This is a genomic window from Streptomyces albofaciens JCM 4342 (assembly GCF_008634025.1).
Taxonomy (GTDB): domain Bacteria; phylum Actinomycetota; class Actinomycetes; order Streptomycetales; family Streptomycetaceae; genus Streptomyces; species Streptomyces albofaciens.
In genome coordinates, this window is record NZ_PDCM01000002.1 from 2,871,916 (window position 1) to 2,887,340 (window position 15,425).

Below are 15,425 nucleotides of genomic sequence, written 5' to 3' on the forward strand. Positions count from 1 at the left end.
CCCCGGCGCGCGTGGGGGCGGGGCCGGGCGTCCGCCGGCGCCGGCGCAGCCGTCGGGCGCGGGACGGGACGGGGTCATATTCCGTTCCGCGGTTACGTGCCGGTAGTGCGCGGACGGCCCGATTGCCCCACCACGCGCCACGGGAAGGCTTTGGCCGTACCGGTCTTGCGTACGCGCCCCATGGCTTCCCGCACCGCCCCATCCGCCAGCCGAGTGAAAGCGGACAGGAGAGCCCATGCCCGCAGCCCGTCCAACTGTCGCGAAAACGATAGAAAGGACAGAATCCGGTAGTACATCCCAACCGTCAGGTGTGCCCATGATCGGCCGCATTCCCGTGCTCGACCTCCACCCGCTGATCGACTGCGGCCGCCGCCCGGCGAAAGCGGTGGTCGGCGAGGCCTTCGAGATCTCGGCCACCGTCTTCCGCGAGGGCCACGACGCGGTCGCCGCCAACGTCGTGCTGCGCGATCCGCTGGGCCGGCCGGGGCCCTGGACCCCGATGCGCGAACTGGCCCCCGGCACCGACCGCTGGGGCGCCGAGGTCACCCCGGACGTGGAGGGCCGGTGGACGTACGGCGTCGAGGGCTGGTCGGACCCCATCGGCACCTGGCGCCACCACGCCGGCATCAAGGTCCCGGCCGGCATCGACACCGAACTGGTCCTCACCGAGGGCGCGATACTCCACGAGCGCGCCGCGGAGGGGGTGCCCAAAAGAGACGGCCGGGAAGCGGTGCTGGCCGCGGCGGACACGCTGCGCGACACCCACCTGCCGGCCGCCACCCGGCTCGCCGCCGCGCTCGCCCCCGAGGTCACCGACGCGCTCGACCGCCACCCGCTGCGCGAGCTGGTCACCGCCTCGCGCACCGCGCCGCTGCTGGTCGAGCGCCGGCGCGCGCTGTTCGGATCGTGGTACGAGCTGTTCCCGCGGTCGGAGGGCGCGGTGCTGCGCCCGGGCGCGCCGCCGGTCAGCGGTACGTTCCGGACCGCCGCCGAGCGGCTGCCGGCGGTCGCCGCCATGGGCTTCGACGTCGTGTACCTGCCGCCCGTGCACCCGATCGGCACCTCGTACCGCAAGGGGCCCAACAACGCGCTGTCCGCCGGGCCGCACGACGTCGGGTCGCCCTGGGCGATCGGCTCGGCCGAGGGCGGGCACGACGCGCTCCACCCGGACCTGGGCACCTTCGAGGACTTCGACCACTTCGTGCGCACCGCGCGCGACCTGCGCATGGAGGTGGCGCTGGACTTCGCCCTCCAGTGCTCGCCGGACCACCCCTGGGTCACCGAGCACCCCGAGTGGTTCCACCACCGGGCGGACGGCTCGATCGCGTACGCCGAGAACCCGCCGAAGAAGTACCAGGACATCTACCCGCTGGCGTTCGAGGCGGACCTGGGCGGGCTGGTGCGGGAGGCCGAGCGGCTGCTGCGCTTCTGGATGGAGCGCGGGGTGCGGATCTTCCGCGTGGACAACCCGCACACCAAGCCGGTGGTCTTCTGGGAGAAGGTGATCGCGGACGTCAACCGCACCGATCCGGACGTCATCTTCCTGGCCGAGGCGTTCACCCGGCCGGCCATGATGCGCACGCTGGCGCAGATCGGCTTCCAGCAGTCGTACACCTACTTCACCTGGCGCAACTCCAAGCACGAGCTCACCGAATACCTCACCGAGCTGTCGCGTGAGACGGCCTCGTACATGCGGCCCAATTTCTTCGTCAACACACCGGACATCCTGCACGCCTACCTCCAGCACGGCGGACGGCCCGCGTTCGAGGTACGTGCCGTGCTGGCCGCGACCCTCTCCCCGACGTGGGGGGTCTACGCCGGGTTCGAGCTGTGCGAGTCGACGCCGGTACGAAGTGGCAGCGAGGAGTACCTGGATTCGGAAAAGTACCAACTGAGGCCCCGGGATTGGGAGACAGCGGGACGCCAGGGCCGTACGATCGCTCCTCTCATCACCACGCTGAACCGCTTGCGACGCCGCCATCCGGCGCTCCAACAGCTGCGGAACCTCCATTTCCACACCGTCGACAACGACGCCGTTCTCGCCTATTCCAAGCGGGCCGGGAGCGGTGCCGGTGCCGACACGGTGCTCACGGTCGTCAACCTCGACCCGCACCACACCCACGAGGCGACGGTGTCGTTGGACATGCCGGAACTCGGCCTCGATTGGCACGATTCCGTCCCGGTGCGCGACGAGCTCACCGGCGAGACCTACCACTGGGGCAGGGACAACTATGTGCGCCTCGATCCGGGCCGTTCGCCGGCCCCGGCGCACCTGCTCTCCCTGCGACCGTCCTCACCGATCGGAGGGTCACCCAATTGATCGTCAACGAGCCCGTCCCGGACAAGTTCGAGGACACCCCGGCCAAGGACCGCGATCCCGACTGGTTCAAACGGGCCGTCTTCTACGAGGTCCTGGTGCGCTCCTTCCAGGACAGCAACGGTGACGGCATCGGCGACCTCAAGGGCATCACGGCCAAACTGGACTATCTCCAGTGGCTGGGCGTGGACTGCCTGTGGCTGCCGCCGTTCTTCAAGTCGCCGCTGCGCGACGGCGGTTACGACGTATCCGACTACACCGCCGTGCTGCCGGAATTCGGCGACCTGGCGGACTTCGTGGAGTTCGTGGACGCCGCGCACCAGCGCGGGATGCGGGTGATCATCGACTTCGTCATGAACCACACCAGCGACCAGCACCCGTGGTTCCAGGAGTCCCGCACCGACCCGGACGGGCCGTACGGCGATTACTACGTCTGGGCCGACGACGACAAGCAGTACCAGGACGCGCGGATCATCTTCGTCGACACCGAGGCGTCGAACTGGACCTTCGACCCGGTGCGCAAGCAGTACTTCTGGCACCGCTTCTTCTCCCACCAGCCGGACCTGAACTACGAGAACCCGGCCGTCCAGGAGGAGATGCTCTCCGCGCTGCGCTTCTGGCTGGACCTGGGGATCGACGGGTTCCGGCTGGACGCGGTCCCGTACCTGTACGCCGAGGAGGGCACCAACTGCGAGAACCTGCCCGCCTCGCACGCCTTCCTCAAGCACGTGCGCGCGGAGATCGACGCCCACTACCCGGACACGGTGCTGCTGGCCGAGGCCAACCAGTGGCCGGAGGACGTGGTCGACTATTTCGGCGACTACTCCAAGGGCGGGGACGAATGCCACATGGCGTTCCATTTCCCGGTCATGCCGCGCATCTTCATGGCGGTCCGGCGGGAATCGCGCTACCCGGTCTCGGAAATCCTGGCGAAGACCCCGGAGATTCCGGCCAACTGCCAGTGGGGCATCTTCCTGCGCAACCACGACGAGCTGACGCTGGAAATGGTCACGGACGAAGAGCGTGACTATATGTACGCGGAATATGCCAAGGACCCGCGGATGCGGGCCAATATCGGCATCCGCCGCCGGCTGGCCCCGCTGCTCGACAACGACCGCAACCAGATCGAGCTGTTCACCGCGCTGCTGCTGTCGCTGCCCGGCTCGCCGATCCTCTATTACGGCGACGAGATCGGCATGGGCGACAACATCTGGCTCGGCGACCGGGACGCGGTCCGCACGCCGATGCAGTGGACACCCGACCGGAACGCCGGCTTCTCCTCCTGCGACCCCGGCCGGCTCTTCCTGCCGACCATCATGGACCCGGTCTACGGCTACCAGGTCACCAACGTCGAGGCCTCGATGTCCTCGCCGTCGTCGCTGCTCCACTGGACCCGCCGCATGATCGAGATCCGGAAGCAGAACCCGGCCTTCGGCCTCGGCACCTACACCGAACTCCCCTCGTCCAACCCCGCGGTGCTGGCCTTCCTGCGCGAATACCAGGACGACCTGGTGCTGTGCGTGCACAATTTCTCGCGATTCGCGCAGCCCACCGAACTGGACCTGCGGACATTCAACGGCCGCCACCCGGTCGAGCTGATCGGCGGCGTCCGTTTCCCGCCCATCGGGGAATGGCCCTATCTGCTGACCCTGGCCGGGCACGGCTTCTATTGGTTCCGGCTGCGGAGGGGGGCAGTCTAGGACTCCGACCGGCGTCCGGCGGGGCGGCGGAAAACCACCGCGCACTGTTTTCCGGCCGCCCCCACGGGCAGTCTCCCTACTACCGCACGGGCCGGGTGAGCCAGCGCCGAAACCCCGGTGTCAGGGGTAATCCCCACGGACGCCGCTGCCGTACGGACGATCCTCACCCGACACGTCCCGCACCGCCGCACAGTCAAGGCCGCATTCCGGGACACTCTGCCCTATCTGTCGTGTGCCCGGGGAAAGGACGCGACGCCATGTCGGAGACCGCCTCGACCCGTGCCATCCGCAGTCCGCACGACCGCCTCTCGATCACCGCGCCCGCGCTGCTCGCCTCCCTCACCCCCCTGCTGACCGAATGGCTGCCACGGCAGCGCTGGTTCGCCGGCAAAGGGCGGCCGATCACGGGGTTCCAGCTGGTGTCGGCGACCGAGCTGCTGCCGTGCGCCGCGGGTGGCGCCACACCGGGGCTGCTGCACCTGCTCGTCCGGGCCCAGCAGTCGGCGCCCCCACCCGGGACCCCGCATCCGTCGCCGCCGGAGGGCCCCGCCGAGCCGGCCGCCGCGCCTTCCGGGGGCCCGGCGGCCACCGCGGACTGCTACCAACTCCTGCTGGGCGTGCACAGCGCGCTGCCGCCGCAGCTCGCCCCCGCCGTGATCGGCCGCCCCGCGAGCGGCCCGCTGCACGGCCGTACGGTCTACGACGCCCTGCTGGACGCCCGGCTGTGCGCGCTCCTGCTGGAGCGGCTGCGGGTGCCGGGGCGGCTCGGCGGACTGCGGTTCCGCCGGGTGCCCGACAGCGCCATCTCCTCCGGGCTGCCCGCCCGTCCGGTCACCGCCGAGCAGTCCAACTCCTCGGTGGTGTACGGCGACGCGTACATCCTCAAGGTCTTCCGGCGGACCGCGCCCGGCCTCAACCCGGACCTGGAGCTGCCGCTGGCGCTGGCGCGCGCCAAGTGCGCGCGGGTCCCGGCGCCCGCCGCGTGGTTCGAGACCGACCCGGACCCCGGCGAGGGCGAGCCGGTGACGCTGGGCGTGCTCCAGCCCTATCTGGCCGGCTCGGCCGACGGCTGGCAGCTGGCCCTCAACGCCCTCGCCGTACAGGCCGACTTCACCAGCTCGGCGCGGGCGCTCGGGCACGCCACCGCCGAGGTGCACACCGCGCTCGCCGAGACGCTGCCCACCACCGAGCTGTACCGCCCCCAACTCGACGCGATCGCCGCCCACATGAACGAGCGGCTGGTGTCCACCGCGCGGGTGGTGCCCGCACTGCGGCCGTACTGCGCCCGGCTGCGCACCGCCTTCGACGACCTGGCGGCGCTGGGGCACGACGGCCGCGCCTGGACCGCCCAGCGCATCCACGGCGACCTGCACCTGGGCCAGACGCTGCGGACCGCCGACGAGGGCCGCTGGTCGCTGATCGACTTCGAGGGCGAGCCGTCCCGCCCGCTGGCCGAGCGGCGGCGCCCGCAGCCCGCGGTGCGCGACGTGGCGGCCATGCTGCGCTCGTTCGACTACGCGGCGCGCAGCGGGCCGTCCGGCGGCGACCCCTGGTCGCTGGAGTGGGCGCGCCGCACCCGGGCCGCCTACTGCCTCGGGTACGCGGAGGCCGGCGGGCTCGATCCGCGCTCGGCGCCCGAGCTGATGCGCGCGTACGAGACCGACAAGGCCGTGTACGAAGTGCTGTACGAGGCCCGCCACCGGCCGACCTGGCTGCCCGTACCGATGGCCGCGGTGCGGCGGCTCGCCGGGGCGCAGGCGACCCGGGGGCCCGGCGGCGGCGACGATCCCGGCCCGCACCTGGACGGTGCCGATGGGCGCGCATGAAACGGCGGGAGCGGGCCACCCGCAGCTCTACGGAGCACCGGCACCGGCAGGCGCGGCACCGTCGGCCCCGCCCGCCGGCCCGGCACACCCGGCGTATCCGGTGTGCGCACCGGCGTGCGCCGGACCCCCGCACTCCGGGCACCACAGATACCCCGGACATCCCTGACACCTGACCTGGCCGAGGAGGCTCCTCTCGTGACCGCCCGTTCGTCGTCCCGCCGCCCATCGCAAGAACCCGCGCCCACCCGTGGCACGGCCGTCCGGGATACGTCCCCGGAGGCAGCCACCGGCCGGTCCGGAGTCCCGGCGACCTTCCTGCCGGGGCGTGATGAGCCTGCCGGGCCCGGCGGAGCCGCCTCCCCCACCGCCGCGCCCGCACCCGCCGCCACCGGCACCCCGCCGTCCGCCGAGCGCCCGCCGCACCAGCGGGACCACGGCGAGCCGCTGCCCGAGGGCGCCCGGCCCGACGGCTCCGCTCCCGCGCCGGAGCCCAGTGGCGGAAGCCACGGCGTGCGGACCGCCCCGCCGCTCGACCCCGGCGACCGGGACCGGCTGCTGTCCGGCGCCCACCACGACCCGCACGCGCTGCTCGGCGCCCACCCCCTGCGCGGCGGGGTGCTCTTCCGCGTCCTGCGCCCGTACGCGAAGGGCGTCACCGTCCTGGCCAAGGGCCTGCGCGCCGATCTGCACGACGAGGGCGACGGCCTGTTCGGCGGTGTCCTGCCGCTGTCCGCGATCCCCGAGTACGAGCTGCTGGTCTCGTACGACGACAACGAAGTGACCGTGCACGACCCGTACCGCTTCCTGCCCGCCGTCGGGGAACTGGACCTGCATCTGTTCGGCGAGGGCCGCCACGAGGAGCTGTGGCAGGCGATGGGCGCGATGCCGATGGTGCACCAGGAGGTGACGGGGACGCGCTTCACCGTCTGGGCGCCGAACGCCCGGGGCGTGCGCGTGGTCGGCAACTTCAACTACTGGGACGGCACCGGCTTCCCGATGCGCTCGCTCGGCTCGTCCGGGGTGTGGGAGCTGTTCCTGCCGGGCATCGGCGAGGGCGAGCTGTACAAGTTCGAGATCACCCGGCCGGACGGGACCCGGACGCTGCGCGCGGACCCGATGGCGCGCCGTACGGAGTGCCCGCCCGCCAACGCCTCGGTCGTGCACGCCTCGCACCACCGGTGGCAGGACGCGGCGTGGATGGAGCGGCGCGGCGAGCGGCCGGTGCACGCGGCGCCGTTCTCCGTCTACGAGGTGCACCTCGGCTCCTGGCGTCCGGGCCTGACGTACCGCCAGCTGGCGCAGCAGCTGCCCGCCTACGTCGCGGACCTGGGCTTCACCCATGTGGAGCTGATGCCGGTCGCCGAGCACCCCTTCGGCGGCTCCTGGGGTTACCAGGTCACCGGCTTCTACGCGCCGACCGCCCGGATGGGCACCCCCGACGACTTCAAGTACCTGGTCGACGCGCTGCACCGGGCCGGGATCGGCGTGCTGATGGACTGGGTGCCGGCGCACTTCCCGCGCGACGAGTGGGCGCTGGCGGAGTTCGACGGGCGGCCGCTGTACGAGCACGAGGACCCGGCGCGGGCCGCGCACCCCGACTGGGGGACGCTGGAGTTCGACTACGGCCGCGCCGAGGTGCGCAACTTCCTGGTCGCCAACGCGGTGTACTGGTGCGAAGAATTCCACATCGACGGCCTGCGGGTGGACGCCGTGGCCTCCATGCTCTACCTCGACTACTCCCGCGAGCCCGGCGAGTGGACGCCCAACGCGCACGGCGGCCGGGAGAACCTGGACGCGGTGGCCTTCCTCCAGGAGATGAACGCCACCGTCTACCGGCGCTGCCCCGGCGTGGTCACCGTCGCCGAGGAGTCCACCGCCTGGGACGGCGTCACCCGGGCCACCCACCATGTGGGGCCCGGCGGCTTCGGCGGGCTCGGCTTCGGGCTGAAGTGGAACATGGGCTGGATGCACGACTCGCTGGGCTATGTGAGCAAGGAGCCGGTGCACCGCAAGTACCACCACAACGAGATGACGTTCTCGATGGTGTACGCCTACTCGGAGAACTATGTGCTGCCGATCTCCCATGACGAGGTGGTGCACGGCAAGCGGTCGCTGGTCTCCAAGATGCCCGGCGACTGGTGGCAGCAGCGGGCCACCCAGCGCGCGTACCTGGGCTTCATGTGGGCGCACCCCGGCAAGCAGCTGCTGTTCATGGGGCAGGAGTTCGCCCAGGGGGCGGAGTGGGCGGAGGGACACGGGCCCGACTGGTGGCTGCTGGACCCGTCGTACTCCGCCGAGCCCGACCACCGGGGCGTACGGGACCTGGTCCGCGACCTGAACCGCCGCTACACGGACACCCCCGCGCTGTGGGAGCAGGACACCGTGCCGGAGGGCTTCTCCTGGATCGACGGCGGCGCCAGCGAGGACAACGTCTTCTCCTTCCTGCGCTACGGCACGGACGGCACCCCGCTGCTGGCGGTCTCCAACTTCTCGCCGGTGGTGCGGCACGCGTACCCGGTCGGGGTGCCGGAGGACATGGCGGCGTGGCGGGAGGTGCTGAACACCGACGACGTCCGGTACGGCGGGAGCGGGGTCGGCAATCCGGAGCCGCTGGTGCCCGACGCGACCATGCCGTGGAACGGGCGGCCGGCGTCGATCACGCCGGTGCTGCCGCCGCTGGCGACGGTGTGGCTGCGGCCGGTGTGAGCGGGCTTCGCGGGCCGGGGCGGCGCCCCGGCCCCCGCCCGGTTCAGCCGCCCATGGCCCGCTTCCAGCCGTCCAGGAAGGGCGCCTCGGCCGGGTCCGGGCGGTCGGACGCGTTCAGGACGCGGTGCCAGTACGGGTAGTAGGCGGGCAGCTGGGAGAGTTCGGTGAGGCGGGCGGTCTCGGCCGCGGCCAGCCGCAGCCCGGTGGCGGCGAGGTCGTCGCGCAGCTGCTCCTCGTCGCGGGCGCCGATCACCAGGCCGGTGACGCCGGGGCGGCCGAGCAGCCAGGCGAGCACCACCCGGGGTACGGACGTGCCGTGCGCCTCGGCGATCCCGGCCAGGCACTCGATGATGTCGTACGCCCGCTCCTTGTCCACCACGTGCGGTTCGGGCCAGTCGGTGCCCTGCCGGGTGGTGGACGGCACCGGCTGCCCGCGCCGCACCTTGCCGCTGAGCAGCCCCTCCCCCAGCGGGCTCCACACCAGGGTGCCCAGGCCCTGGTCCAGGGCGGCCGGGAGGATCTCGTACTCCGCCTCGCGGGCCTCGGGCGTGTAGTAGACCTGCTGGGCCACCGGTGCGGTCAGGCCGTGCAGCCGCGCCGTGTACAGCGTCTTCATGATCTGCCAGCCGTTGAAGTTGGAGAGGCCGACATAGCGGACCTTGCCGTCGGCGACCAGTCGGTCCAGCGCGGTCAGGGTCTCCTCGACCGGCGTCTGGCCGTCCCACTGGTGCAGGTAGAGCAGGTCCAGGTGGTCGGTCTGGAGGCGGCGCAGGCTGCGCTCGACCTCGCGCAAGACGCTGTACGCGGACGCGCCGCCCTCGTTGGGCCCTTCGCCCACCCGCATCCGGACCTTGGAGGCGAGCAGTACGTCGTCCCGGCGGCCGCGCAGCGCCTCGCCGGTGATCTCCTCGGCCTGCCCGAAGGAGTACATGTTCGCAGTGTCGATCATGTTCACCCCGGCGTCCAGCGCGATGTCGAACAGCCGCCGGGCCTCGTCCGTACCGAGCCCGCCGATCTGCGCGAACTGCTCGCGCGCGCCCACGTTGAGGGTGCCGAGCACGAGCCGGGACACCTTCAGGCCCGACCGTCCGAGCGTGCGGTACTCCACGGTTCCTCCTCGGCCGGCGGTGCGGGGCGCCCGTGCGGGGCGCTCCGCGATCAACCGTAGGCCCGGGACCGGCGGGACGCACGGCAGGCCGGGCGTGGCGCGGCCGCGTACGCGCGGGACCTCAGTCCGTACCGCCGGTCGGCTCCGTACCGCCGGTCGGTTCCGTACCGCCGGTCGGTTCCGTACCGCCGGTCGGTTCCGCATCCCCGGTCAGCTGCGCGCGCAGCCGGGCCAGCCGCGCCGGCCATTCCTGGCCGTCGTCCGTCTCCTGCCACAGCTCGGCCAGCTCGGAGTCCGGCGCCAGCACCCGGTCCAGGGCGTGCACCGCGAGCACGGCGAGCCGGCGCGGCGGCTCGGGGACCGCCAGGTCCGGGGCGTACGCGGGGTCGGCCGGGGTCGGGCCGCCGGCGCGGGCAGCGGCTATCAGGGCCGCGGCGGCCACCGCCATCTGGCCTTCCGGGGCCTCCAGATAGTCCCGTTCGGCGGCGGCCATGGAGAGCACGCCCCGTAGCGCGCCGAGCCGCCGCTCCACCGGCATGGCGCCCAGGTCGTCCAGCAGGTCCGCCGCCCCGTCGTTGTCGAACGGCCCCGTACCCCAGGTCCCCATCAGCTTCCGCCCCTCATCCGTCCCAACCCCAACACGCCCGCACCCCCACCGGGCCGATTGCATCGTGGCATCTGCCACTGACAATTGAGCCGGTCGTGGCGGCACGCCTGTGCGCGCGGGACGGCGACGGCCGTCGGCACCGCGTGGCCGGAACCGGTACGGACCCCATCCGGCCAAGGTGGTGAACCTGGTGCCGTGCGGCGCTCATCGGCGCCAGGATGAGCGGCACTCATCGAGTGCGGCTCTCCGCCCTGCCGGGCCGCGATCCGCGCTCGCGGTCATCGAGCAAAGGAGTCCGATGGCGAACGAGCTCAAGTACGGCGCGCAGATCCACCTGCAGAACGGCTACAACGGCTGGCAGGGCGGCTACCTGGACACCAACAGCCACAGCAGTGCGTCGGGGGCGAAGTACCAGGTCGCGACCGCCGGCACGCCCACGCGGGGCAAGGGGACCGGCACCTGGGAGGTGCTCTCCGCCACCGGCAAGGCCGCCGGCCAGCCCGTCGTCAGCGGCGATGTGATCTATCTGCGCAACCTCTACGGCGGCGACGGCGGTTACCTGGACACCAATGGTCACGCCAGGGACGAGCAGAAGAACGCCGGGGCCAAGTACGACGTGACCACGTCCCAGACCAGGGACCGTGCCCAGGGCACCGGACGCTGGCGGATCTTCGCGCGGACGTCCAGCCCCGCCGACCAGAACGTCCGGATCGGTGACGTGGTCCACCTCTGGAACCTCTACGGGGACAACGGAGGCTTCCTGGAGACCAACAACACGAGCACGCTCACGGACGCCAAGTACGACCTGTGCACCAACGCCTACTACAACCGCAGCTCCGACGTAGCCGACTGGAAGATCCACCAGGCCCGGGCCTGACGCGCGACGGACCCCGGCGGCCGGTGCCGCCGGGGTCCGTCGCGGGTGTTCTCCGCGCCTCAGCCGCGCGAGGACGCGCTGCCGCTGCCCGCCGTGACCGGTTCGCGGGCGGCTTCCCGGCCGGTTTCCCGGCCGGCGTCCGCCTGCTGCGTACGGCGGCGGCGCGGCAGCAGTACGGCGACCAGCACCGTCCCCACGCCGAGCACCACCGCGCCGACCAGGCTGGTGTGCGCCACCGCGTCGGAGAACGCGCCGCGCACCGCGTCCGCGACCGCCTGGGCCTGCTGGAGGCCGAGCGCCTGCGCCTTCTCCGGGCCCACCTTGGGCGCGGCGCCGCTCGCGACCTGCTTGCCGACCTCCTTGGCCACCGCGAGCCCGGCGCCCACCGAGTCCTGGGCGGTGGACAGGGCGTCGCCCGGCAGCTTCGGGCCCCCGTGTGCCGCGGCCGAGGCCGCCGCGTCGGACAGCTTGGCGGAGTAGGTGCTCGCCAGGACGGAGCCGAGGACGGCGATGCCGAGCGAGCCGCCCAGCTCGATGGAGGTGTCGTTGACCGCGCCGCCGACGCCCAGCTGGTCCTCGGGGAAGGCGCCCATGATGGCGTCCGTGCACGGGGACAGGGACAGGCCGATGGCCAGGCCCAGGACGATCAGCGGGGCGAGGAAGTCCCCGTACGGGGAACCGGCGTCCACGCGGGTGAGCAGGGCCAGGGCGACCGTGCCGCCGACCATGCCGGTGGTGACGGTGACCTTCATGCCGAGGCGCGGCGTCAGGAAGCCGGTCAGCGCGGCGCCCACGAAGACCGCGCCGGCCAGCGGCAGCATCCGTACGCCGGTGTCCAGGGGCGAGTAGCCCAGCACGAACTGGAGGTGCTGGGTGAGGTAGTAGAACGCGCCGAAGACCGCGAGGAAGAAGAGCGCCACGGCGAGGTTGGCGCCGGCGAAACCGCGGTGGGCGAAGCGGCGTACGTCCAGGACCGGGCGCGGGTGGCGCAGTTCCCAGACGACGAACAGGACCAGGCCGACGCCGGCGGCCACCGCGGCGCCGATGGCGCGGGCGTCCCAGCCGAAGTGCGGGCCCTGGATGAGCATGTAGATCAGCGAGCCGACCCAGACGACGGACAGCAGGCCGCCGACGTAGTCGAGGCGGTCGCTGTGGCCCGCCTTGGAGGCCGGGACGACCAGCAGCGCGCCGACGATGCCGAGCGCCGCGACCGGCACGTTGATCAGGAAGGACGAGGCCCAGCCGTGGTCCTCCAGGAGGGCGCCGGCGACGAGCGGGCCGACCGCGATGGCGAGCCCGGCGGTCGCGGTCCAGAGGGTGATGGCCAGCGCGCGTTCGCCGCGCGGGAAGGTGGCGGCCAGCAGCGAGAGCGTCGCGGGCATGATCATGGCCGCGCCCACGCCCATCACGGCGCGCGCCGCGATCACCCCGCCGGAGCTGTCCACCAGGGCGCCCGCGACCGAGCCGCCCGCGAAGACCAGTAGGCCGAGGAGCAGCGCTCCGCGGCGGCTGTACTTGTCGCCGACGGCGCCGAGCATCAGCATCAGCGCGGCGTACGGGACGGTGTAGGCGTCGATCACCCACTGCAGGTCGGAGCTGCTCAGGCCCAGGTCGGCGGTCATGTCGGGGGCCGCGACGGTGAGCGAGGTGTTCGCCATCACGATGATCAGCAGGCTCAGGCACAGCACGCCCAGGGCCCACCAGCGCTTCGTATAGGGCCGGTCCGCGTCCTGGACCGGCCGGGTCTCCGCAGGAGCCACCCGATTCACCCTGTCTCTCCCCATACTCTCGACGTCCCGCACAGCCCCGCACACGATCTTGCACACGGCTGTGCAATTACACAGTCGTGTGCAATTTACGTCGCTGCACAGCCATGTGCAAAATGAGGAGGGAGCGGGACCGTGACCGCACGCGTCCGCCGACCGAGGAGCCGCCGCCCATGACCGCACCGACCAGCCGGGCCCACGCCAACCGCCGCCGGATCATGGACATCGCGCTGGCCGAACTGCTGCGGCACCCGGACGCGACCATGGACCAGATCGCGCGGGCCGCCGGGGTGGTGCGGCGCACCGTCTACGGGCACTTCCCCAGCCGCGAGGCGCTGATCACCGCGCTGACGGACGCCGCCGTGGACGATGTGACGACCGCCTTCGCCGACCACACGGCCGACCCGTCCGAACCCGCCGACGTGGCGCTCGCGCGGGCCACGCTCGCCGCGTGGGAGTGCGCCGACCGCTACCGGCTGCTGGTCTCGCTCGCCCAGTGCAGCGTCACCGACGCGGGCATCCGGGCCCGTCTGGAACCCGTACGCCGCCGGGCGACGGCCATCCTGACGCGCGGCCTGGAGGCGGGCCTGTTCCGCTCACCGCTCACCCCGGGCGCCCTCGCGCACGTCCACGAACACATGCTGTTCGGCCTGATGCAGGCGGTGAACGACGGCGACCTGCGGGCCGAGGTGGCGGGGCACGCGGCGGCGGAGACCGTGCTGGCGGCTTCGGGGGTGCCGGGCGAGCGGGCGGCGGAGGCGGTGCGGGTGGCGGAGGAGACGCGGGTCCCGGACACGCCCCCGTCATCGGCCGCGAGGGGCTGACGAGCGGGCGGCCGGACGAGCCGGCGAACGGGCGGCGGACGGACAGCCGGACAGACGACCGGACAGACAGCCGACAGACAGCCGGAAACGAAAAGGGCCCCGGCGGGCGCTTGCCCGCCGAGGCCCCGATCGCGGGTCTCAGACCTTCGCCGGCTCCTTCGCCGCGTCGGCCCCCTGCTCCGCCGGGCCGTCAACCCCATGCCCGTCCGCACTCAGCGTCCGCTCGTCGAACGGCAGCCGTCCGGCGAGGACTTCACCCGCCCGGGACGTGTCGAACTCCTTGGTCCAGGTGCCGACCAGGACGGTGGCGACCGCGTTGCCCGCGAAGTTGGTCAGGGCGCGGGCCTCGCTCATGAAGCGGTCGATGCCGACGATCAGGCCGACGCCGTCGACCAGTTCGGGGCGGTGCGACTGGAGGCCGCCGGCCAGCGTCGCCAGTCCGGCGCCGGTGACGCCCGCCGCGCCCTTGGAGGCGATGATCATGAAGACGAGCAGCGAGATCTGCTGGCCGATCGAGAGCGGACTGCCCATCGCCTCCGCGATGAACAGCGAGGACATCGTCAGGTAGATGGCGGTGCCGTCGAGGTTGAAGCTGTAGCCGGTCGGCACGGTGATGCCGACGACCGGCTTGCTGACGCCCAGGTGCTCCATCTTCGCGATCAGCCGCGGCAGCGCGGACTCGGAGGAGGAGGTGGACAGGATCAGCAGGAACTCCCGGCCCAGGTACTTCAGCAGGGCGAAGATGTTCACCCCGGCGATCAGGCGCAGCAGCGTACCGAGGACGAGGACCACGAACAGCAGGCAGGTCACGTAGAAGCCGACCATGATGACGGCGAGCGACTTCAGCGCGTCCACGCCGGTCGCGCCGACCACCGCGGCCATCGCGCCGAACGCGCCCACCGGCGCCGCCCACATGATCATCGACAGCACGCGGAAGACCAGGCGCTGGAGGTGCCCTATGCCGCGCAGCACGGGCTCGCCGGAGGCGCCCATCGCCTGGAGGCCGAAGCCGACGAGCAGCGCCACCAGCAGCGTCTGGAGCACCTCGCCGTGGGTGAGCGCCGAGACCAGCGTCTCCGGGATGATGCCCAGCAGGAAGTCCGTGGTGGACTCGGCGCCGCCCTTCGTCTGGGCCTGTCCCGCGTGCCGCAGCGACTCGGTCAGGTGGAGGCCGGAGCCGGGCTCCAGGATGTTGCCCACCACCAGGCCGATGGCCAGTGCGACCGTGGACATCACCATGAAGTAGCCCAGCGCCAGGCCGCCGACCGCGCCGACCTTGGCGGCCTTGCGGACCGAGCCGACGCCCAGCACGATCGTGCAGAAGATCACCGGCGAGATCATCATCTTGATCAGGTTCACGAAGCCGGTGCCCAGCGGCTTGAGCCCGACGGCGAAGCCGGGGGCCGCGAAGCCCACGGCGATGCCGGCGAGCACGGCGACGATCACGGCGATGTAGAGGTAGTGCGTCCGGTCCCGCTTCTGTCGCGGTGCGGTCTCCTCGGTCGTCCCCCCGGACGGTGGGCTCTGTGCGGCCACGGCTGACTCCTCGGGTCTTCGGTCCTGCGCCGGTCTGCGGCTCTGCAACCCGTACGCGGCCCGTGTCGTGCCGGTACGCGGCCCGTACGCAGAACAGTCCCGGTGACTATGCACGCCGTTGTGGCGCCCGTCACCCTTGCGTGCATTTCGTTCACGCA

The 15,425-nt window shown here is 72.2% G+C and carries 10 protein-coding genes; 6 read left to right on the forward strand and 4 right to left on the reverse strand.

All coding sequences use genetic code 11. The features are described 5' to 3' along the window. The first annotated feature begins 316 nt into the window (after positions 1-316). The 4 genes from CP973_RS32370 to glgB all read left to right on the forward strand — a co-directional run bounded on the left by CP973_RS32370 (position 317) and on the right by glgB (position 8,549). Positions 317-2,320, forward strand: coding sequence for an alpha-1,4-glucan--maltose-1-phosphate maltosyltransferase (locus CP973_RS32370; protein ID WP_150247377.1), 2,004 nt, complete (start codon positions 317-319; stop codon positions 2,318-2,320). After that, positions 2,317-4,017 (forward strand): maltose alpha-D-glucosyltransferase, encoded by a 1,701-nt coding sequence (gene treS, locus CP973_RS32375; protein WP_003982225.1) that lies wholly within the window; start codon positions 2,317-2,319, stop codon positions 4,015-4,017. Before CP973_RS32370 ends, treS begins: the two co-directional genes overlap by 4 nt. 257 nt (positions 4,018-4,274) lie before the next feature. Next, a complete protein-coding gene (locus tag CP973_RS32380; RefSeq protein ID WP_150247378.1) occupies positions 4,275-5,843 on the forward strand; it encodes a maltokinase N-terminal cap-like domain-containing protein in 1,569 nt (522 codons plus the stop codon). 195 nt (positions 5,844-6,038) lie between these two features. Beyond that, positions 6,039-8,549 (forward strand): 1,4-alpha-glucan branching enzyme, encoded by a 2,511-nt coding sequence (glgB, locus tag CP973_RS32385; RefSeq protein WP_244410157.1) that lies wholly within the window; start codon positions 6,039-6,041, stop codon positions 8,547-8,549. 43 nt (positions 8,550-8,592) lie between these two features. Here the strand turns inward: glgB and CP973_RS32390 are convergent, their stop codons facing one another. Both CP973_RS32390 and CP973_RS32395 read right to left on the reverse strand, forming a co-directional pair. Further along, the gene (locus CP973_RS32390; RefSeq protein ID WP_150247379.1) at positions 8,593-9,657 is read right to left on the reverse strand and encodes an aldo/keto reductase; all 1,065 of its coding nucleotides are present in this window, start codon (positions 9,655-9,657) and stop codon (positions 8,593-8,595) included. A gap of 121 nt (positions 9,658-9,778) precedes the next feature. Further along, positions 9,779-10,264 carry a DUF4259 domain-containing protein gene (locus tag CP973_RS32395; RefSeq protein WP_150247380.1) on the reverse strand — a complete coding sequence of 162 codons (486 nt, stop codon included), beginning with the start codon at positions 10,262-10,264 and terminating at the stop codon, positions 9,779-9,781. Between the two features lie 298 nt (positions 10,265-10,562). Between CP973_RS32395 and CP973_RS32400 the strand changes: the two genes are divergently transcribed. Next, positions 10,563-11,141, forward strand: coding sequence for a hypothetical protein (locus tag CP973_RS32400; protein ID WP_150247381.1), 579 nt, complete (start codon positions 10,563-10,565; stop codon positions 11,139-11,141). 59 nt (positions 11,142-11,200) lie between these two features. On the opposite strand, the gene CP973_RS32405 is transcribed toward CP973_RS32400, so the two are convergent. Further along, complete coding sequence (locus tag CP973_RS32405) at positions 11,201-12,901, reverse strand: MFS transporter (protein ID WP_150247382.1); 1,701 nt, start codon at positions 12,899-12,901, stop codon at positions 11,201-11,203. A 179-nt stretch (positions 12,902-13,080) separates the two neighbouring features. Here CP973_RS32405 and CP973_RS32410 point away from each other — a divergent pair, with 179 nt between their 5' ends. After that, positions 13,081-13,731, forward strand: coding sequence for a TetR/AcrR family transcriptional regulator (locus tag CP973_RS32410; protein ID WP_150247383.1), 651 nt, complete (start codon positions 13,081-13,083; stop codon positions 13,729-13,731). A gap of 138 nt (positions 13,732-13,869) precedes the next feature. Here CP973_RS32410 and CP973_RS32415 read toward each other — a convergent pair whose 3' ends face one another. Continuing rightward, on the reverse strand, positions 13,870-15,267 hold the full coding sequence (locus CP973_RS32415) for a cation:dicarboxylate symporter family transporter (RefSeq protein WP_150247384.1): 1,398 nt from the start codon (positions 15,265-15,267) through the stop codon (positions 13,870-13,872). Between the last annotated feature and the right edge of the window lie 158 nt (positions 15,268-15,425).

What these genes read in the sequence shown, in the direction of transcription:
- CP973_RS32370 (WP_150247377.1), top strand. Translation starts at nt 317, where the DNA reads ATGATCGGCCGCATTCCCGTGCTCGACCTCCACCCGCTGATCGACTGC.
- CP973_RS32380 (WP_150247378.1), top strand. Translation starts at nt 4,275, where the DNA reads ATGTCGGAGACCGCCTCGACCCGTGCCATCCGCAGTCCGCACGACCGC.
- CP973_RS32395 (WP_150247380.1), bottom strand. Translation starts at nt 10,264, where the DNA reads ATGGGGACCTGGGGTACGGGGCCGTTCGACAACGACGGGGCGGCGGAC.
- CP973_RS32400 (WP_150247381.1), top strand. Translation starts at nt 10,563, where the DNA reads ATGGCGAACGAGCTCAAGTACGGCGCGCAGATCCACCTGCAGAACGGC.
- CP973_RS32410 (WP_150247383.1), top strand. Translation starts at nt 13,081, where the DNA reads ATGACCGCACCGACCAGCCGGGCCCACGCCAACCGCCGCCGGATCATG.